The following is a 16,096-nucleotide window of genomic DNA, read 5'->3' as shown; positions in this document are numbered from 1 at the left end:
AGGTTTTGGTTACTTGTAACATTGTTTACAGCATTTGAAACAGTTGTATTAACGATATCGGCTACCTTGTCAGTTGTTGCCACACCATTAGTAGTAGATTTGGCTGTACCATCTGCATTACTACCAAAGACACCTTGTTTAACAGAAACAGTTACTGTATCACCAGCAGCAGACGTAGAAGTAAAGGTACCATCACCTGCTACTTTAAATGCTAGACCACCAGACTTATTAAGATTTTGAGCCGTTGTATCTGTAGAATCTGCTTTTAATGTGAAAGTATTCGCCCCTAGAGTATTAACCGCTGTAGAAGAGTTAGTAACTGCTTTGTTAATTGCGGTATTAACAGCATTTTTTACATCATCTGTTGTAGCTACACCTGCTGTGTTTATAATATTACCATTGCCATCAGTAGACAAAGAACCTTGCGTTACATTAAACTTCACAACACCACCAGCTGCTACTTCTGCAGTTGTTAATGTACCATTAGTAAAGTTAAATCCATCTTTTAAGGATACCGTTTGACCTGGAGTAGCAGTATTTGCCGTGTATGCAATATTAGTATTCTTAGTCAAGTTAGTGGTCAAATCATTAATGGCAGTTGTAACCTTAGTATCCACATCTCCAATATTCGCAGCATTTGTAACTGTAGTACCACCGCTTGCGACGTTAGTAATTTGCTTACTACCTGCATTGATACCATTAGTACCATCAATAGAGATACCACCTACTGTCACTTTATTAGTTGTAACACCTGTAGATCCGATAGTTGTATTACCACCAATAGTTGCAGCATCAAATGTTACATTTTTAGCCGTAGCAATTTTAAATGTCTTACCAGTTTGGGTAATCGCAATATTATCACCATCGTTGAAAGCAACTGTATCGCCACCTTTAACATCTTCTGCAGCAGTAGAATTAGCTTTTACCTTGAAAGATGATGCATCTTTAGCTGCATCCTTGATGGCTTGTTCATTAACCGTTAAGGTAATGTCATTGCCAGATGCTGCTGTTGAAATATATTTATTATCACCTTTTACAGATAAGGTATCATTTTTAAGGTTTACTGCTGAGTTAGCTGCAGTAGTGTCACCACCAATTTTAAGGTTTTGGTTACTTGTAACATTGTTTACAGCATTTGAAACAGTTGTATTAACGATATCGGCTACCTTGTCAGTTGTTGCCACACCATTAGTAGTAGATTTGGCTGTACCATCTGCATTACTACCAAAGACACCTTGTTTAACAGAAACAGTTACTGTATCACCAGCAGCAGACGTAGAAGTAAAGTTACCATCACCTGCTACTTTAAATGCTAAACCACCAGACTTATTAAGGTCTTGAGCTGTTGTATCTGTAGAATCCGATTTTAATGTGAATGTATTTTTACCTAAGTTATCTACTGCTGTAGAGGAGTTAGAAATAAGATTTTTAGTAGCTGTATCTAAGCCAATGGTAATACCTTGACCACCTACAGTAGCTTGAACACCATTAGTACCACTTACACTTAATGTTTGGGTGCTAAGTTTTACAGTTCCCGTATGAGTGCCGTCTGTCAAATTCAATGCTTGCGTACCAGTAGCATTATCTACCGCTTTAGTAATCGCTGTATTAACAGCCGAAGCCATATCGTTAGCATCAACCACACCAGCAGTACCTGTTAAGGCCCCAGTTGCCGAGTTAGCTGTTAACGTACCTTTTGCTACATCAACCGTAATTGTTTGACCGCTGACAGTTGCTTTGGCAGCACCTGTGCCAACAACTTTTAAACTTTGGTTCTTTAAGTTAACAGTACCATTATTCGTACCATCTGTAACTCCAAGACTTGTAGACAAATTAGCTACAGCGTCATTAGCAATAGTCTTAACATCGCCAATATTAGCTACATTACTATTATCTGCATTGCTATTCGCTACAATACCTGTGCCTACATGAGTAATCGCCTTATTACCTGCGTTAATGCCATCAGTGCCATCAATAGAAATATTGCCTACCGTAACTTTATTAGTTGTAACCCCTGTAGATCCGATAGTTGTATTACCACCAATAGTTGCAGCATCAAATGTTACATTTTTAGCCGTAGCAATTTTAAATATCTTACCAGTTTGGGTAATCGCAATATTATCACCATCGTTGAAAGCAACTGTATCGCCACCTTTAACATCTTCTGCAGCAGTAGAATTAGCTTTTACCTTGAAAGATGATGCATCTTTAGCTGCATCCTTGATGGCTTGTTCATTAACCGTTAAGGTAATGTCATTGCCAGATGCTGCTGTTGAAATATATTTATTATCACCTTTTACAGATAAGGTATCATTTTTAAGGTTTACTGCTGAGTTAGCTGCAGTAGTGTCACCACCAATTTTAAGGTTTTGGTTACTTGTAATATTGTTTACAGCATTTGAAACAGTTGTATTAACGATATCGGCTACCTTGTCAGTTGTTGCCACACCATTAGTAGTAGATTTGGCTGTACCATCTGCATTACTACCAAAGACACCTTGTTTAACAGAAATAGTTACTGTATCACCAGCAGCGGACGTAGAAATAAAGGTACCATCACCTGCCACTTTGAAGGATAAACCACCAGACTGATTAAAGGCTTGTCCTGTTGTGGAGGTTGAATCTGCCGTTAATTTAAATTTATTGTCTCCTAATGTAGATAAAGATTGTGTAGCTGCCGTAATTTTATTACCTAATACAGAATTAGTATTATTAATCGCTGCGGCTACATCTACAGCCTTTGCCACACCTGCAGTTGCAGTAGCTGTCCCATTCGTAGTATTTGGTGTTAATGTACCTTCCGCCACATTAACAGTAATCGTTTGACCAGTCAAAGACGCTGTCGCAGCACCTGTACCGGCTACCGTTAATTTTTGATTTTTAAGGTTAACAGAGCTATCTGTACCACCTGCAGAAATATCAAGTTTTTGTGTGCCAGTAGCAGTATCTACTGCTTTAGTAATCGCTGTATTAACAGCCGTAGCCATATCATTAGCATCAACAACACCAGCAGTGCCAGTTAAAGCACCAGTTGTCGTATTATTTGTCAATGTACCTTTTGCTACATCAACTGTAATTGTTTGACCATTCACAGTTGCTTTTGCAACACCTGTACCAACAACTTTTAAACTTTGGTTCTTTAAGTTAACAGTACCACTATTCGTACCATCTGTAACTCCAAGACTTGTAGACAAATTAGCTACAGCATTATTAGTGATAGCTTTAACATCACCAATGTTAGCAACATTACCATCATCTGTACTGCTGTTAGATACACGACCAGTGCCTACATTGGTAATCGCCTTACCACCTGCATTAATACCATCAGTGCCATCAATAGAAATATTGCCTACTGTAACTTTATTAGTTGAAACCCCTGTAGAGCCGATAGTTGTATTAGTACCGATAGTAGCTGTATCAAATGCTACATTTTTAGCTGTAGCAATTTTAAAGGTCTTACCAGTTTGGGTAATCGCGATATTATCACCATTATTGAAGACAACTGTATCGCCACCTTTAACATCTTCTGCAGCAGTAGCATTTGCTTTCACCTTGAAAGATGATGCATCCTTAGCGGCATTCTTAATGGCCTGCTCATTGATAGTCAAGGTCACATCATTACCATTTGCAGTCGTTGTAAGATATGTAGGACTGCCACTCTTAACACCAAAGTTAACATTACCAGATGTTAATGATTTAGCCGTTGTAGTACCAGTATCGCCGCCAAGAGAAATCGTACGCGCTACAGCAGTAGCAGAATCAGTAATCGATTTCTGTGTTGCCGTATTAAGATCAAAGGTTACTTGACCATTTGCACCTACTGTTGCTGTTGTAGTAGTACCATCTTTAAAGTTTAAACCATCGGATAGTTTAACGCTATTAGTCCCTGTACCATTAGCTTTATATTTTATGGATTGGTCGGCACTAACTTGATTAATAACATCCGCTACATTTTGAGCAACTGCTAAACCATTATTACCATCAACAGATACAGTACCAGACGTATTTTTCAACTTACCTTGTGTTGTATTAATCTCTAATTTCTTATTAGCAGCCGTAGTAGTAATAAAAGAATTAGTACCACCTTCAACAGCTAATTGACTCTTAGATAAATTAACGTCGCCACTACCAGAATTACCTGTGAAAGCTAGGTTAACGCTCTTCAATTGTGCTACGTTAACGGCATCAGTATCGGCTTTACCAGCTGCAACACCTACAATTTGTCGTGTGCTAGTAGCAGCACCACTAGCATCAGTTACACCAACTGATAGAGCCCCTAAGTTACTATTCAATGCCACGCCAGTTAGACCAGAATACTTATCTGTACGAGCAATATTTTCTGTATTAGCATTATAACCAGCAACACCAGAAACTACATTAGCTTTAGAACCAGCGCCAAGTGCAACACCTTTTTCTACACTAGTTTGAGAGCCCGCACCAATTGCAATACTATCAGTGGCAGACGAATTAGCATTAAGACCGAGTGCCAACGCATTGTTTGCAGTGGAGGAGGACCCAGCCCCCAAAGCAATCGCATTTTCTCCATTAGTAGCTGCACCTGCATTAGTACCATAAGCACTACCGATAGCAATGCTACTACCACCTAAAGCATTAGCACCCTTGCCTTGTGCAATACTGCCAATAGTATTAGCCACTGAGTCACGGCCAATAGCAATCGTATCTACACCAATAGCTTGACCACCCACAGCAGCAAACGCATAGGTTCCTTGAGCACGAGCATTATAACCAATAGCAGCAGCGGAATCAGCTGTAGCATTAGCAAGATGACCTACAGCAGTTGCATGACTTTGAGATGCTGTAGACTGATTACCTAATGCTGTAGAATATTGCCCGGAAGCAGTAGCTTGATTACCATAAGCAGATGCATACAATTCCGTAGCTTGTGCCCCCAATTCAGTACCATCAGCAGATCCACCGATTGCTACAGTTCCCTTACTCGATGCTAATGATTTCCAGCCCTGAGCAATGCTACCTTCTTTTGTAGCTTGTGCATCAGTTCCAATAGCTATAGCCTTTTCAGCTTCTGTAGTACCACCACTGATAGCAACAGAAGATTCCCCGTTTGCTTTTGAATTATACCCCACTGCAACTGCATTTTCTTTGGTAGCTTCTGTACTGTGACCTACAGAAATGGACATTAAACCACTTGCAGCCCCCCCATTTGTTGCTAAGGTATAACTTGCAGTAGCATTAGAACCATTACCAATAGCAACCGCATCATACTGAGATGCTACCGTACTTTTACCAATTGCAATCGCTTGACTACTCGATGCATTAGCACTATCACCTAAAGCAACTGACGAACTACCAGTCGCTTGAGCCCCTGTACCAATAGCTGTACTATTACTATCTGTAGCTGCCGCCCCTTTACCTAATGCAGTTGCATTAGGTTTGGTAGCAGAAGCCTTTGGTCCGATTGCTATAGCATCAGTATCAGTAGCGCCATCATTATTTTCATTGCTACCAATACCAGTTGCAGAAGATTTTATAGATACATATTTTGTTCTTAACGCGTCTGCTACAGCATACAATTGAGAACCATTGATTGCATCAGTACTAGTTTTTGATACTTCACCTGCTGCTACGTTCTTGATTTGACGTTCAGCCCCAACAGAACCAACAGAAACTTGCATTCCTGTACCTGTTACCGTTGGTGCCCCGCTCCAAGTTATTGTTTTACCACCAATAACAACGGAACCTTGACTTGTTGCATTTGTTGTTGTGGTAGAAGCACTACCAAGAGCTACTGCATTTTCTTGAGATGATATTGCACTATAACCAAGAGCAACTGAATTCTTCTCATTAGCCTGTGCACTAAAACCTAATGCTGTAGCCTGATCTTTTTTTGCTTTAGCATTTATACCAACAGCGACGGCACTAGTACCTAACGCCTCAGCACGCGCCCCCAAAGCAGTAGACACCGCCCCAGTTGCTTTTGCAGTATTACCAATTGCTATGCTATCCATAGTTTTCGCATACGAATCAACACCGATTGCTACTGCATTTTGATCTTCTGTCTTAGCATTTTTACCTACAGAAATTGCACTAGACGCTGCGGATGTGGATGTAGCAGCAGTACCAATAGCAATGGAGTCTGCACCACTAGAGATTGTATTTTTACCGATAGCAGTAGCTGCTTCTGCTAGAGCACGAGATGCAGCACCAATAGCCACACCATAATCACCAGAAGCTCCAGTTTTAACACTATTTAATGAACTACCAATTGCAACAGCACGATCACCAGTAACTTCATTGCTATAACCAATACCTACTGCAGCTGTGCCAGATACAGTTGTATTAGAGCCAGCACCAAAAGCTTGGTTACCACTTGTAGTAACTAAGTAACCAATAGCAGATGAACCGCCACCACTAGCATGAGAAGTATTACCAAAAGAACTATCATTATCTTTATCCGCTAAAGCCTTTTTACCAACTGCAGTACTTGCAACACCAGATGCTGCTGCATTATCACCGATAGCAATGGAGCTAGCAGCAGCAGTTGTACCACCAGCATTCGCTGCTTTACCAATGGCGATTGATGCATCACCTGACGCTTTACCAGATGCACCTGCAAATGAATCTGCTCCAGTTGCATTTGAATTTGTACCTACTGCAGTACTATTAGTCTTCGTAGCTTGTGAAGCAGCACCAAGAGCAATGGAATAATCACCCGATGCAGTATTTTTTGTACCATTATTATCTGAACCAATACTGATAGCACGATTTCCAGAAGCAGTATTCATATAACCAATACCAATAGCAGCACCGCCGGATACAGTCGTATTAGAACCGGCACCAAAAGCTTGATTACCTGACGTAGTCACTAAATAACCAACCGCACTAGATCCGCCACCACTGGCATGAACACTATTACCTAATGCACTATCATTATCCTGATCGGCCAATGCAGTTTCACCAAGTGCTGTAGAGGCAACCCCCTCAGCTTTTGCGCCTTTACCTACTGCCACAGCACTAATATTTTTAGCTTTCGCATTATAACCTATTGCTAATGAGTTTGTACCAGTTGATTCAGCAAATTCAGTAGAAGCTGTACCATCATCATTATTGCCAGCACCTATAGCAAGTGAATTATTACCACTCGCTTTTGATGCCCGACCAATAGCTACTGCATTTTTACCAGTTACAGAGGTTTGTGCACCTATAGCTGTTGCGCCCCAACTATCGCCAGCACCACTGTAAGATACAGAAGCATTGTATCCAATAGCTGTACCAGCTTTTACTGAAGATGTTGAATGCGATCCAATAGCAAGCGCACCATCTTTATTAGCAGTACTTGCTACACCAAATGATGTAGCTTCGCTACCGGAAGCCTCAGCACTCTTACCAACAGCAGTTGCACTCGTTTTAGAAGCTGTTGCATCTGTACCAATAGCAATAGCACTATCTTCAGAAGCGGAAGATTTTACACCTAAAGCGACTGAAGTTGTACCAGAAGATTTTGATGCCCCCCCAATTGCAATGGAATAAAAACCATCTGACACTACCTCTTTTTGTCCAGAAACACCAGGTTCTTCAAGAGCTGAACCAATAGCAATTGCTCCTTGAGTTGTTGCAGATGCTATCCACCCTATTGAAAGAGCATTATGAACAGCATTAGACTTTCTGCCAACCGCAATACCACCTCTCCCAGTAGCAGACGCATCTTGACCAACCGCAATAGCATCGTCTGTAGATGCAGTAGCATAATTACCACCAGCACCAGAAATCGCTAAAGATCCTGTACCAGTACTACCCGTAATTTTCCCAAATGCAGCCTCAACTTGCATAGCTTGCCCAGCAACCATGGCCGCTAGAATACTAGCCACAACAATTTTCTTTTTCCCTGTTGTATTCTTTGCCAATTCAGATACTACAACATAGCATTGTTTAGACTTAGACCAAATAACTTTAAAGATTTTATTCATTTTCGCTTCCTTTTCACTAACTAACCTCTCAACTACATGAAATATATTTTCAAATACATAATGAAGTTTAGCTCTTTGTAGAGCAATAAAACCCATTAACTTCTAAAAAACTATGAATTTGATTTCATTATTCTATCATACTCCTCTCATATTTCTCAATTGTAAATTATACGGATTAAGAATATTTAATTCCTATTTCGAATTTTGTCTATTTCTATTTTTTGCTTGTATTCACTATGCTCTATATAAATTCTTTATGTATTTTAATTCATATTGTATGTATTTTCATCATATGTAGCATTTCTGCCATTCTCATTATCAAGCCGTTATTGATTTTACACAACTTAAGCTATATCAAATCGGTTCATTTTATTCTCATTTTTTATAGATGATTTTTGATTAAGAAAATATATCGATATATTTTTAAGTAATACGATAAATATTTTAATGTTGATTTATACTTTATACACAAAAAAGCCACTCCTTACTACAAAGAGTGGCTTTCATAAAATACATATACATACAAAATTATGTGTAAACTTATAAACCAGTCGTTTTTTACGTATTATATTATTGTTTTTAGAGAAAATACAAATGTACTTTGTGCAAAAGCTAGCCGAATTTTGCTATGCAAATTTTGCATATATGCCCTATACATCTCTTGTGCCTCTTCCACAGATACAATATCAAAGGTAATTCCATCCCCAATAGGCAACTGGCTCAATCTAGGCAAATCGGCGGTAATAACGGTGCCAATTTTCGTATAGCCCCCTGTTGTTTGTCGATCAGCCATGAGGATAATTGGATTACCATCAGATGGAACTTGAATGGATCCAAATACAGCGCCATCGGAGATGATATCGGCGCCGTCGATGTGTTCAACAGGCGCCCCATCTAATCTAAATCCCATACGGTCGCATTGAATGGTCAATGTATAGAGCTCAGTGCTAAAATTACGAATACCCATTTCTGTAAAGTACTTAGCTTGCGAGCCCAGTACAACGCGCAGCGGTTCATGGCATTCACGGCCGCCCCGATTAAATAGAACCGTATTAAATAAATGATTTGATTCTCTAGTATATTCGCAGACTATAATATCACGCGTACAGTCCTTTAAACGCACTTCATCGCCCGCCACTAAGGGACGTCCCTCAAATCCGCCAATATTCGCCTTTGTATGTGTCGCCACGCTGCCGTTGATTTCGGGCACATCGATGCCCCCGGCGAAGGAAATATACATGCGCACCCCACATTGGCTAAAGCTGCCAGAGATGACATCGCCGTTATGACAGACAAAAGGAATGTACCGCGGCACCTCTACATTATTAATGGTAGGCCTCATGTCGGCACCTGTGAAAGCAACAATGCATGTGCCTTTCACCTTCAGCGTAGGACTGAGAACAGTGCACTCCAAAGCCCCTACTGGTGTCGTATTCCCTACAAGGGCTTGTCCAATAGAATAGCTTTCACCATCCATGGGACCAGCTACGGGCATGCCATATTGTTGAAAGCCTACGCGCCCTCCGTCTTGCACGGTGGTCATCATACCAGGTGCCACCACCTCAAATGACGCATTCTTATATTCACTTACCGCCACGGAGGTCACCTACCTTTACATGATGTACAACGGGCTTAAAAGAAGAGCCCAATTTCTTAATACAGTGGAACGCACTTTCATCAATAGGAACATAGCGCACATAATCGCCTGCCTTAAGCAGAGCCGCCTCTTCACGGGATGCATCGTACATGGACAGAGGCGTGCGTCCTATAATTTGCCAGCCACCAGGGGAATCCGATGGATAGGTGCCGGTCTGCTCACCCGCGATGCCTACGGACCCTGCCGGAATATGCGTACGCGGCGAGGACAATCGCGGCGTAGCGATGCGCGGATCCATGCCTCCTAAATAGGTAAAGCCCGGAATAAAGCCCATCATGTACACGAGGTAATCCGTGCCGCTATGAATGCTTACCACGTCAGCCTCGGTTAAGTGATTATGAGAGGCTACAAATCCAAGGTCTGGACCAAATTCACCACCATAGACGGTCGGTATCTCTACGACCGTCACGAGTTCATTTTCATCAGATTGAATAGGCTGCGTACAGATAGGTTCAAGAATGTGGCACAGTTCAGCATAGGTGTGGCGCAATGCATCATACTGAATGAGAAGCGCACAATAAGTAGGCACCATCTCAATAATACCCTCTAAATGGAGGCTTTCAATACCCGTCACAGTCTGACGGATACGCTGATTAATATTAGGGTCAATGACTTGACCAAATTCGATGGAGATAGCACTATCTCCAACAGGTGAAATCGTGGGATTCATGAGGTCCCCCTAACCTAATAATTTTGCAATACCTTGCAAGGATGTAACACCGATATAAGCAGTCACAAGCACGACAATCCAACCGGTGTAGAACAGAACCGGATTGTGCTTATAGTCCCCTACGATATTCGTCTTACGCGTTGCCAATAACATAACGGCTAAGGTAACAGGCAAGATCAAACCATTCACAGAGCCCGCCACGATTAACAACGTAGCTGGTTTACCAATAAAGATAAGAATGCATGTGGAAACGAAGATGAATGCCATGATAGTCAATTTTTCATACCGTTCCACCACCTTGAACAAGGTTTTAAGGAAGGATACCGATGTATAGGCAGCACCCACAACAGATGTCAACGCAGCGCAGAAGAATACGATACCGAATAATTTATGACCGATTTCACCAGCACCAAGTAAGAACGCAGAACCTGCTGGGTCCTTTGGATCTAACGCAAAGCCCATGGATACGACGCCGAGTACGGCTAAGAATAACAATATACGAACAATGGCGTCTACGGACATGCCCATGAAGGCAGCGCGACGCACATCTTTTAAATGTTCACGGCCTGTAATGCCCGCATCAATCAAGCGATGGCCGCCGGAGAATGTAATGTACCCACCTACGGTACCGCCGATAAGGGTAATCGTAGCTAGCCAAGGATAATTGGTTGGCACAATGGCATGGGTTGCGGCCTCTGCTACAGGAGGATTAGTAGAAAACGCTACATAACCGATGAGTAAGAGCATCACTGTGCCCAACACTTTCGCCGTATTATCGAGAACGCCACCCATTTTAGGGGATGCAAATAATAAAATCCCCAACATACCACTGATGGCCGCTGCCGTCGTCGTATCGATACCGAATACGATGTTAAGGCCCATGGACGCGCCCCCAATGTTGCCGATATTGAACGCAAGGCCTCCAAGGGAAATCAAGAACGCTACGAAGTAACCAAGGCCGGGCAATACCTTATTCGCAATGTCTTGGCCCCGCATTTGAGATATGCCGATGATGGTCCATACATTGAGCTGTGCAATGATGGAGAAAATAACGGACACCACAATGGCGAACGCAAAATCCGCCTTTAACTGGCCTGTAAACGCCGCCGTTTGTAACATAAATCCTGGTCCAATGGACGACGTGGCCATCAAAAATGCTGCCCCTAAGAGGACAGATAAACTCGCTTTTCCTGTAATCGGTTTCATACTGACTCCTTTTATCTATTCTGATTCTATCTATTCTTATACAATCGATTGTAATCTATCGATTCTGAAAATTCGCTACCACGACACCTGCCTTAGTGAGGCCTTCACGAATATATTTTGTGAAAGCTATCGCTTTTGGATTATCGCCATGAACGCATACAGAATCGGCTGCAATATCGATCGTTTTGCCCGTATTCGTTACGACCTTGCCTTCTTGCACCATCATGAGCACCCGTTCTAATGCCTCTTGCGGGTCTTTTATGAAAGCCCCCTCTTCCGTACGAGGTACCAAGGTGCCTTCCTCTGTATAGCCTCGGTCTGCAAAGACCTCTTGTATCACTGGAATACCTCGTCGCTCTGCCTCTTTAGCGATATAACTACCGCTGAGCACCATGGCTCGAACATTGGGATTCACCGCTTGTAAACCATCTAATACCGCATCAGCTAATTCCGGCGTTACACACGCCATGTTATAAAAAGCACCATGTAATTTCATATGCTGCAACTCTACATCGTACTGATTGCAAAATCCTTGCAACGCACCGAGTTGGTAGATCATATACGCCCGTGCCTCATCAGGGCTGACCGCCATCTTGCGGCGTCCAAAGCCCATCAAATCAGGATATCCCGGATGAGCCCCTACGGCTACGCCCTTCTCCTTGCACATCTTAACAGTGGCCTCCATGATGAGAGGATCGCCGGCATGCCATCCACAAGCTACATTCGCACTAGTAACGTGATTTAATACCTCACTATCCATGCCCAATGTATAATTGCCAAAGCTTTCACCTAAATCGCTATTTAAATCTATATAATGTGACATCACTATGCTCCTCTCGCTCTTCATCTTTCTTATATGCTTGGTTTTTCTTATATTCTAATTCCCCTTATATTCTAATTTTCCTTATATTCTAATTTCCATTATATTCTTCATCTTTTCTTTAAATTCTATAGAATATAGTAACATGATTATACAAAATATATTGATACGTTATCAATGATTTTTGTCATGTATACAAAATTCATATAATAACGCAAAAAAGCACTCGACGTAATGTCGAGTGCTTTCACAATCAATAGGACTATTGTTATATGTGTGTATATGGAGAGAGTTGTAAGGGATTCAATGAAAGGGTCAATAGCCTACCGATTATTTATTGTCCTTGGATGCAGCATCATCAGCTTGTTTGCTGTGGTCTGCAGATTTGTCATCATCGGATTTAGCATCGGATGTGTTAGCAGCATCCTTGTCGCTGATTACGATGTGACCATCTACAACATCAGCAAGCAAGTGTTTTGCATCGATGTGATCCAAGTAGTAATCAGTTACATTGTCACGAATTTCAGATTCGATGACACGACGTAATGGACGAGCGCCCATTGTTTTGTCATAACCTTGTTCCATCAACAAATCTTTAGCTTCGTCAGTTACATCTAAGGTAATTTGTTTTTTAGCCAAAGTCTTGTTAACTTGGTCGAGCATCAAATCAACGATTTTCTTCAAATCTTCTTTGCTCAATTGATTGAATTCGATAACAGCATTGAAACGGTTCAAGAATTCAGGACGGAAGAATGGAGCAATGCGGTCCATTACATCAACTTTGTTTTCATCGTCATTGTCGCTGCCATAACCGAAACCTGCGTTGGATGTAGCAATGATAACAGTGTTCTTGAAGTTTACTGTGTTACCTTGACCATCTGTTAAGCGACCATCGTCCAATACTTGAAGAAGTAATGTAATAACTTGAGGGTCTGCTTTTTCGATTTCGTCGAACAATACGATGGAATATGGATTACGACGAACGCGTTCAGTCAATGTATTGGAGTTATCTTCGTAACCAACGTAACCAGCTGTAGCACCAATCAATTTGGAAACTGCTGTGCGGTCACTGTATTCGGACATATCCAAGCGGATGATAGCATCTTTGTTACCGAACATATCAAGTGCTAATTGTTTAGCCAATTCTGTTTTACCAACACCAGTAGGACCTACGAATAAGAAGCTACCGATTGGACGGTTGCCTTCATCAAAGCCTGCACGGTTACGACGGATAGCTTTAGAAACAGCTTCTACTGCTTTATCTTGACCGATTACATGAGCTTGTAAACGAGTTTTCATATCTTTCAAACGTTCAATATCGGATGCACCCATTTGAGAAACAGGGATGCCAGTCATACGTTCTACCGCTTCGGCTACATCGTTAACCTTAGCCACAACCTTTTGGTTATCAGTGTGCTTATCGATTTCTTCTTGTAATTTTTGAATACGCATTTTTTCGTTAATAGCGGATTCGTAATCTTCTTTTTGAGCAAACTCTTCTTGTTTAGCTTTAGCATCTGCAATATCTGCTTCTAATGTTTTAATATCAGTTACAGGATGTTGGGAAGCCAAGTGAGCTGCTGTTACATCGATCAAGTCGATGGCTTTATCTGGCAAGCTACGTTGAGGAATGTATTGTACGGAATAATCTACAGCGGCTTTCAAAACGGCATCTGGCAATTCAATGTTATGATGCGCTTCGTATAATGGACGAATGCCTTGTAGAATTTTGAAAGTATCTTCTGCAGATGGTGCGTTTACTTTTACTTCATTGAAACGACGAGCAAGTGCTGCGTTTTTCATGATTGTGTTACGGTATTCATCTTGTGTAGTAGCACCGATAACAGTCATTTCACCACGGGACAAAGCAGGTTTCAAGATATCTGCTAAGCCTTTAGAGCCTTGACCATCACCTGTGGAACCAGCGCCCAAGATTTGATGGATTTCGTCGAAGAACAAGATGATATTACCAGCAGCCTTAACCTCTTTGATAAGGTTTTGGATATTTTCTTCGAAGGAACCACGGTATTGAGTACCAGCTTCCAAACCGGAAATATCGATGGAAATGATTTCTTTATTTTTAATCGCTGCTGGAACATCGCCATTTACGATTGCTTGTGCCAAGCCTTCTACAACAGCCGTTTTACCAACACCAGCATCGCCGACTAGAACTGGATTGTTTTTTGTACGTCGTGCTAAGATTTCAGCAGTTTCTTGAATTTCTTTGTTACGACCGATAACAGGATCAAGCTTACCATTACGAGCTTCATCTGTTAAGTTCGTACCTAAACGAGCAAGGATACCATCCTTTTTCATTTTGCCTTGTTGAGCTGCAGCTTGTGCTGCTTGGATTTCTTCATTAGTAGGCAAATGACCTGTTTGACGATAATAAGCAAACTCTTCAGGAGTTACTTCACGACCATTTATTTTATAACGACGATTTTCTGTGGAATAACCACCCATGTTACCCATCAATTGATTGAACAAATCATTCATGCTACCAAATTCGCTACCAAAGTTATTGAAGTTGTTGTTCATATAAATTACCTCACTTTTTCACTACAAGTATATCTATTTGACCTTTTAAGTCTCTTTAATTTCTTGCTTTATTTCTAGGTTTCTTTAACCTTATGTCATTATAATAAACTTATTAAGTCAAAAAGTCAATAGGTCAAATTAAGAATTTTTGACTTTTTTTGACTTTTATTTTAACAAATATATTTTTATTAGTAAAAGTGCAGATAAATACTAGGTTTGCAAGAGGTTTTCCATTTTTATTTTTCGCTTGTTTCATTAGAAATTCTATTGTTTCTATTGATTTATTACCTATATAATAGAAATGAAAGTCAAAATATATCAAAGGAGATCAAACTATGGCACAAAATTCTTCACCCCATACCGATTCCACCGCACTCCACAACACACCTATCATGACAAGTGCTAACAACAAAGAACTAGCGAAGCGTATTAAAGACATTTCCCAGCAAGTACTAAAACGAAATTATAAACTCTATAAAGCATTGGAGAACAAATGAATACAGCTAATATCCAATTCACCTTACAAGATATCTATGAGCTCCACGCCCAACTAGAAAGTGCATTTGTCCTTTCACCAGGCGTACGCGATGAAAACCTATTAGCATCAGCCGTCTATACCCCCTTTCAAACCTTTATGGGGAATGATCTATACCCATCCATCTACGACAAAGCGGCACAATTATGTTATGGCTTAGCCAACAATCATCCTTTTACGGATGGAAACAAACGAACAGCATTGCATAGCATGTATGTATATTTAATTATCAATGGATTCGATATTACGGCAACACAACAAGACGTAGAAAATATGATTATCGATGTTGCCTCAGGTAATATGACAAATACAGAATTGGTGCAATGGTTACAGAAGAATACCGTAGAGATTGATGCAAACTAATAATTCGACAGAGATACATAGGGTTCTATAAATTAGAACACGCCTGTTCTATTTCTAACAAGATACATATATAGGGGCCCACAAATTAGTACAGGCCTGTTCTATTTCTAACAAGACCTATACATAGGGCCCTTCAAATTAGTACAGGCCTGTTCTATTTCTAACAAGACCTATACATAGGGCCCTTCTAATTAGTACAGACCTGTTCTATTTCTAACAAGGCACATATATAGGGTGTAAATGTCAATATAAGAATGTACAATTTTGACGATGTACAATGTACAGTTATTCCTTCTGTTGCATATGGTTTCGTAACCGGTATGAATCTCCAGTTATGCTAATCACATGTGCATGGTGAAGT

8 protein-coding genes are annotated in these 16,096 nt (G+C 40.9%); 2 read left to right on the top strand and 6 right to left on the bottom strand.

What is annotated here, in order from left to right; all coding sequences use genetic code 11:
• The 6 genes from VAHSUH02_RS03905 to VAHSUH02_RS03880 form a co-directional block, all read right to left on the bottom strand.
• Nucleotides 1–7,946: ESPR-type extended signal peptide-containing protein (locus tag VAHSUH02_RS03905; RefSeq protein ID WP_169996416.1), on the bottom strand; the 7,946-nt coding region annotated here is incomplete at its 3' end.
• A 565-nt stretch (nucleotides 7,947–8,511) separates the two neighbouring features.
• Entirely contained in the window at nucleotides 8,512–9,543 is a 1,032-nt protein-coding gene (locus VAHSUH02_RS03900) for a 5-oxoprolinase subunit C family protein (RefSeq protein WP_005382450.1), read from the bottom strand.
• Entirely contained in the window at nucleotides 9,530–10,273 is a 744-nt protein-coding gene (pxpB, locus tag VAHSUH02_RS03895) for a 5-oxoprolinase subunit PxpB (RefSeq protein ID WP_005382449.1), read from the bottom strand. Before pxpB ends, VAHSUH02_RS03900 begins: the two co-directional genes overlap by 14 nt.
• Before the next feature lie 9 nt (nucleotides 10,274–10,282).
• Nucleotides 10,283–11,479 (bottom strand): NRAMP family divalent metal transporter, encoded by a 1,197-nt coding sequence (locus tag VAHSUH02_RS03890; RefSeq protein WP_005382448.1) that lies wholly within the window; start codon nucleotides 11,477–11,479, stop codon nucleotides 10,283–10,285.
• A 55-nt stretch (nucleotides 11,480–11,534) separates the two neighbouring features.
• Complete coding sequence (locus VAHSUH02_RS03885; protein WP_038148563.1) at nucleotides 11,535–12,302, bottom strand: LamB/YcsF family protein; 768 nt, start codon at nucleotides 12,300–12,302, stop codon at nucleotides 11,535–11,537.
• A gap of 327 nt (nucleotides 12,303–12,629) precedes the next feature.
• A complete protein-coding gene (locus VAHSUH02_RS03880) occupies nucleotides 12,630–14,837 on the bottom strand; it encodes an ATP-dependent Clp protease ATP-binding subunit (RefSeq protein WP_005382446.1) in 2,208 nt (735 codons plus the stop codon).
• 335 nt (nucleotides 14,838–15,172) lie between these two features.
• Here VAHSUH02_RS03880 and VAHSUH02_RS09685 point away from each other — a divergent pair, with 335 nt between their 5' ends.
• Together VAHSUH02_RS09685 and VAHSUH02_RS03875 are read left to right on the top strand one after the other, a co-directional pair.
• A complete protein-coding gene (locus VAHSUH02_RS09685; RefSeq protein ID WP_005382444.1) occupies nucleotides 15,173–15,334 on the top strand; it encodes a hypothetical protein in 162 nt (53 codons plus the stop codon).
• A complete protein-coding gene (locus VAHSUH02_RS03875) occupies nucleotides 15,331–15,735 on the top strand; it encodes a type II toxin-antitoxin system death-on-curing family toxin (protein WP_005382443.1) in 405 nt (134 codons plus the stop codon). Before VAHSUH02_RS09685 ends, VAHSUH02_RS03875 begins: the two co-directional genes overlap by 4 nt.
• Nucleotides 15,736–16,096: the final 361 nt, after the last annotated feature.

It is taken from the genome of Veillonella atypica KON, assembly GCF_002959915.1.
GTDB lineage: Bacteria > Bacillota > Negativicutes > Veillonellales > Veillonellaceae > Veillonella > Veillonella atypica.
The sequence above is the reverse complement of the archived record's forward strand: the minus strand, read 5'-3'. Positions and strand labels throughout refer to the sequence as shown.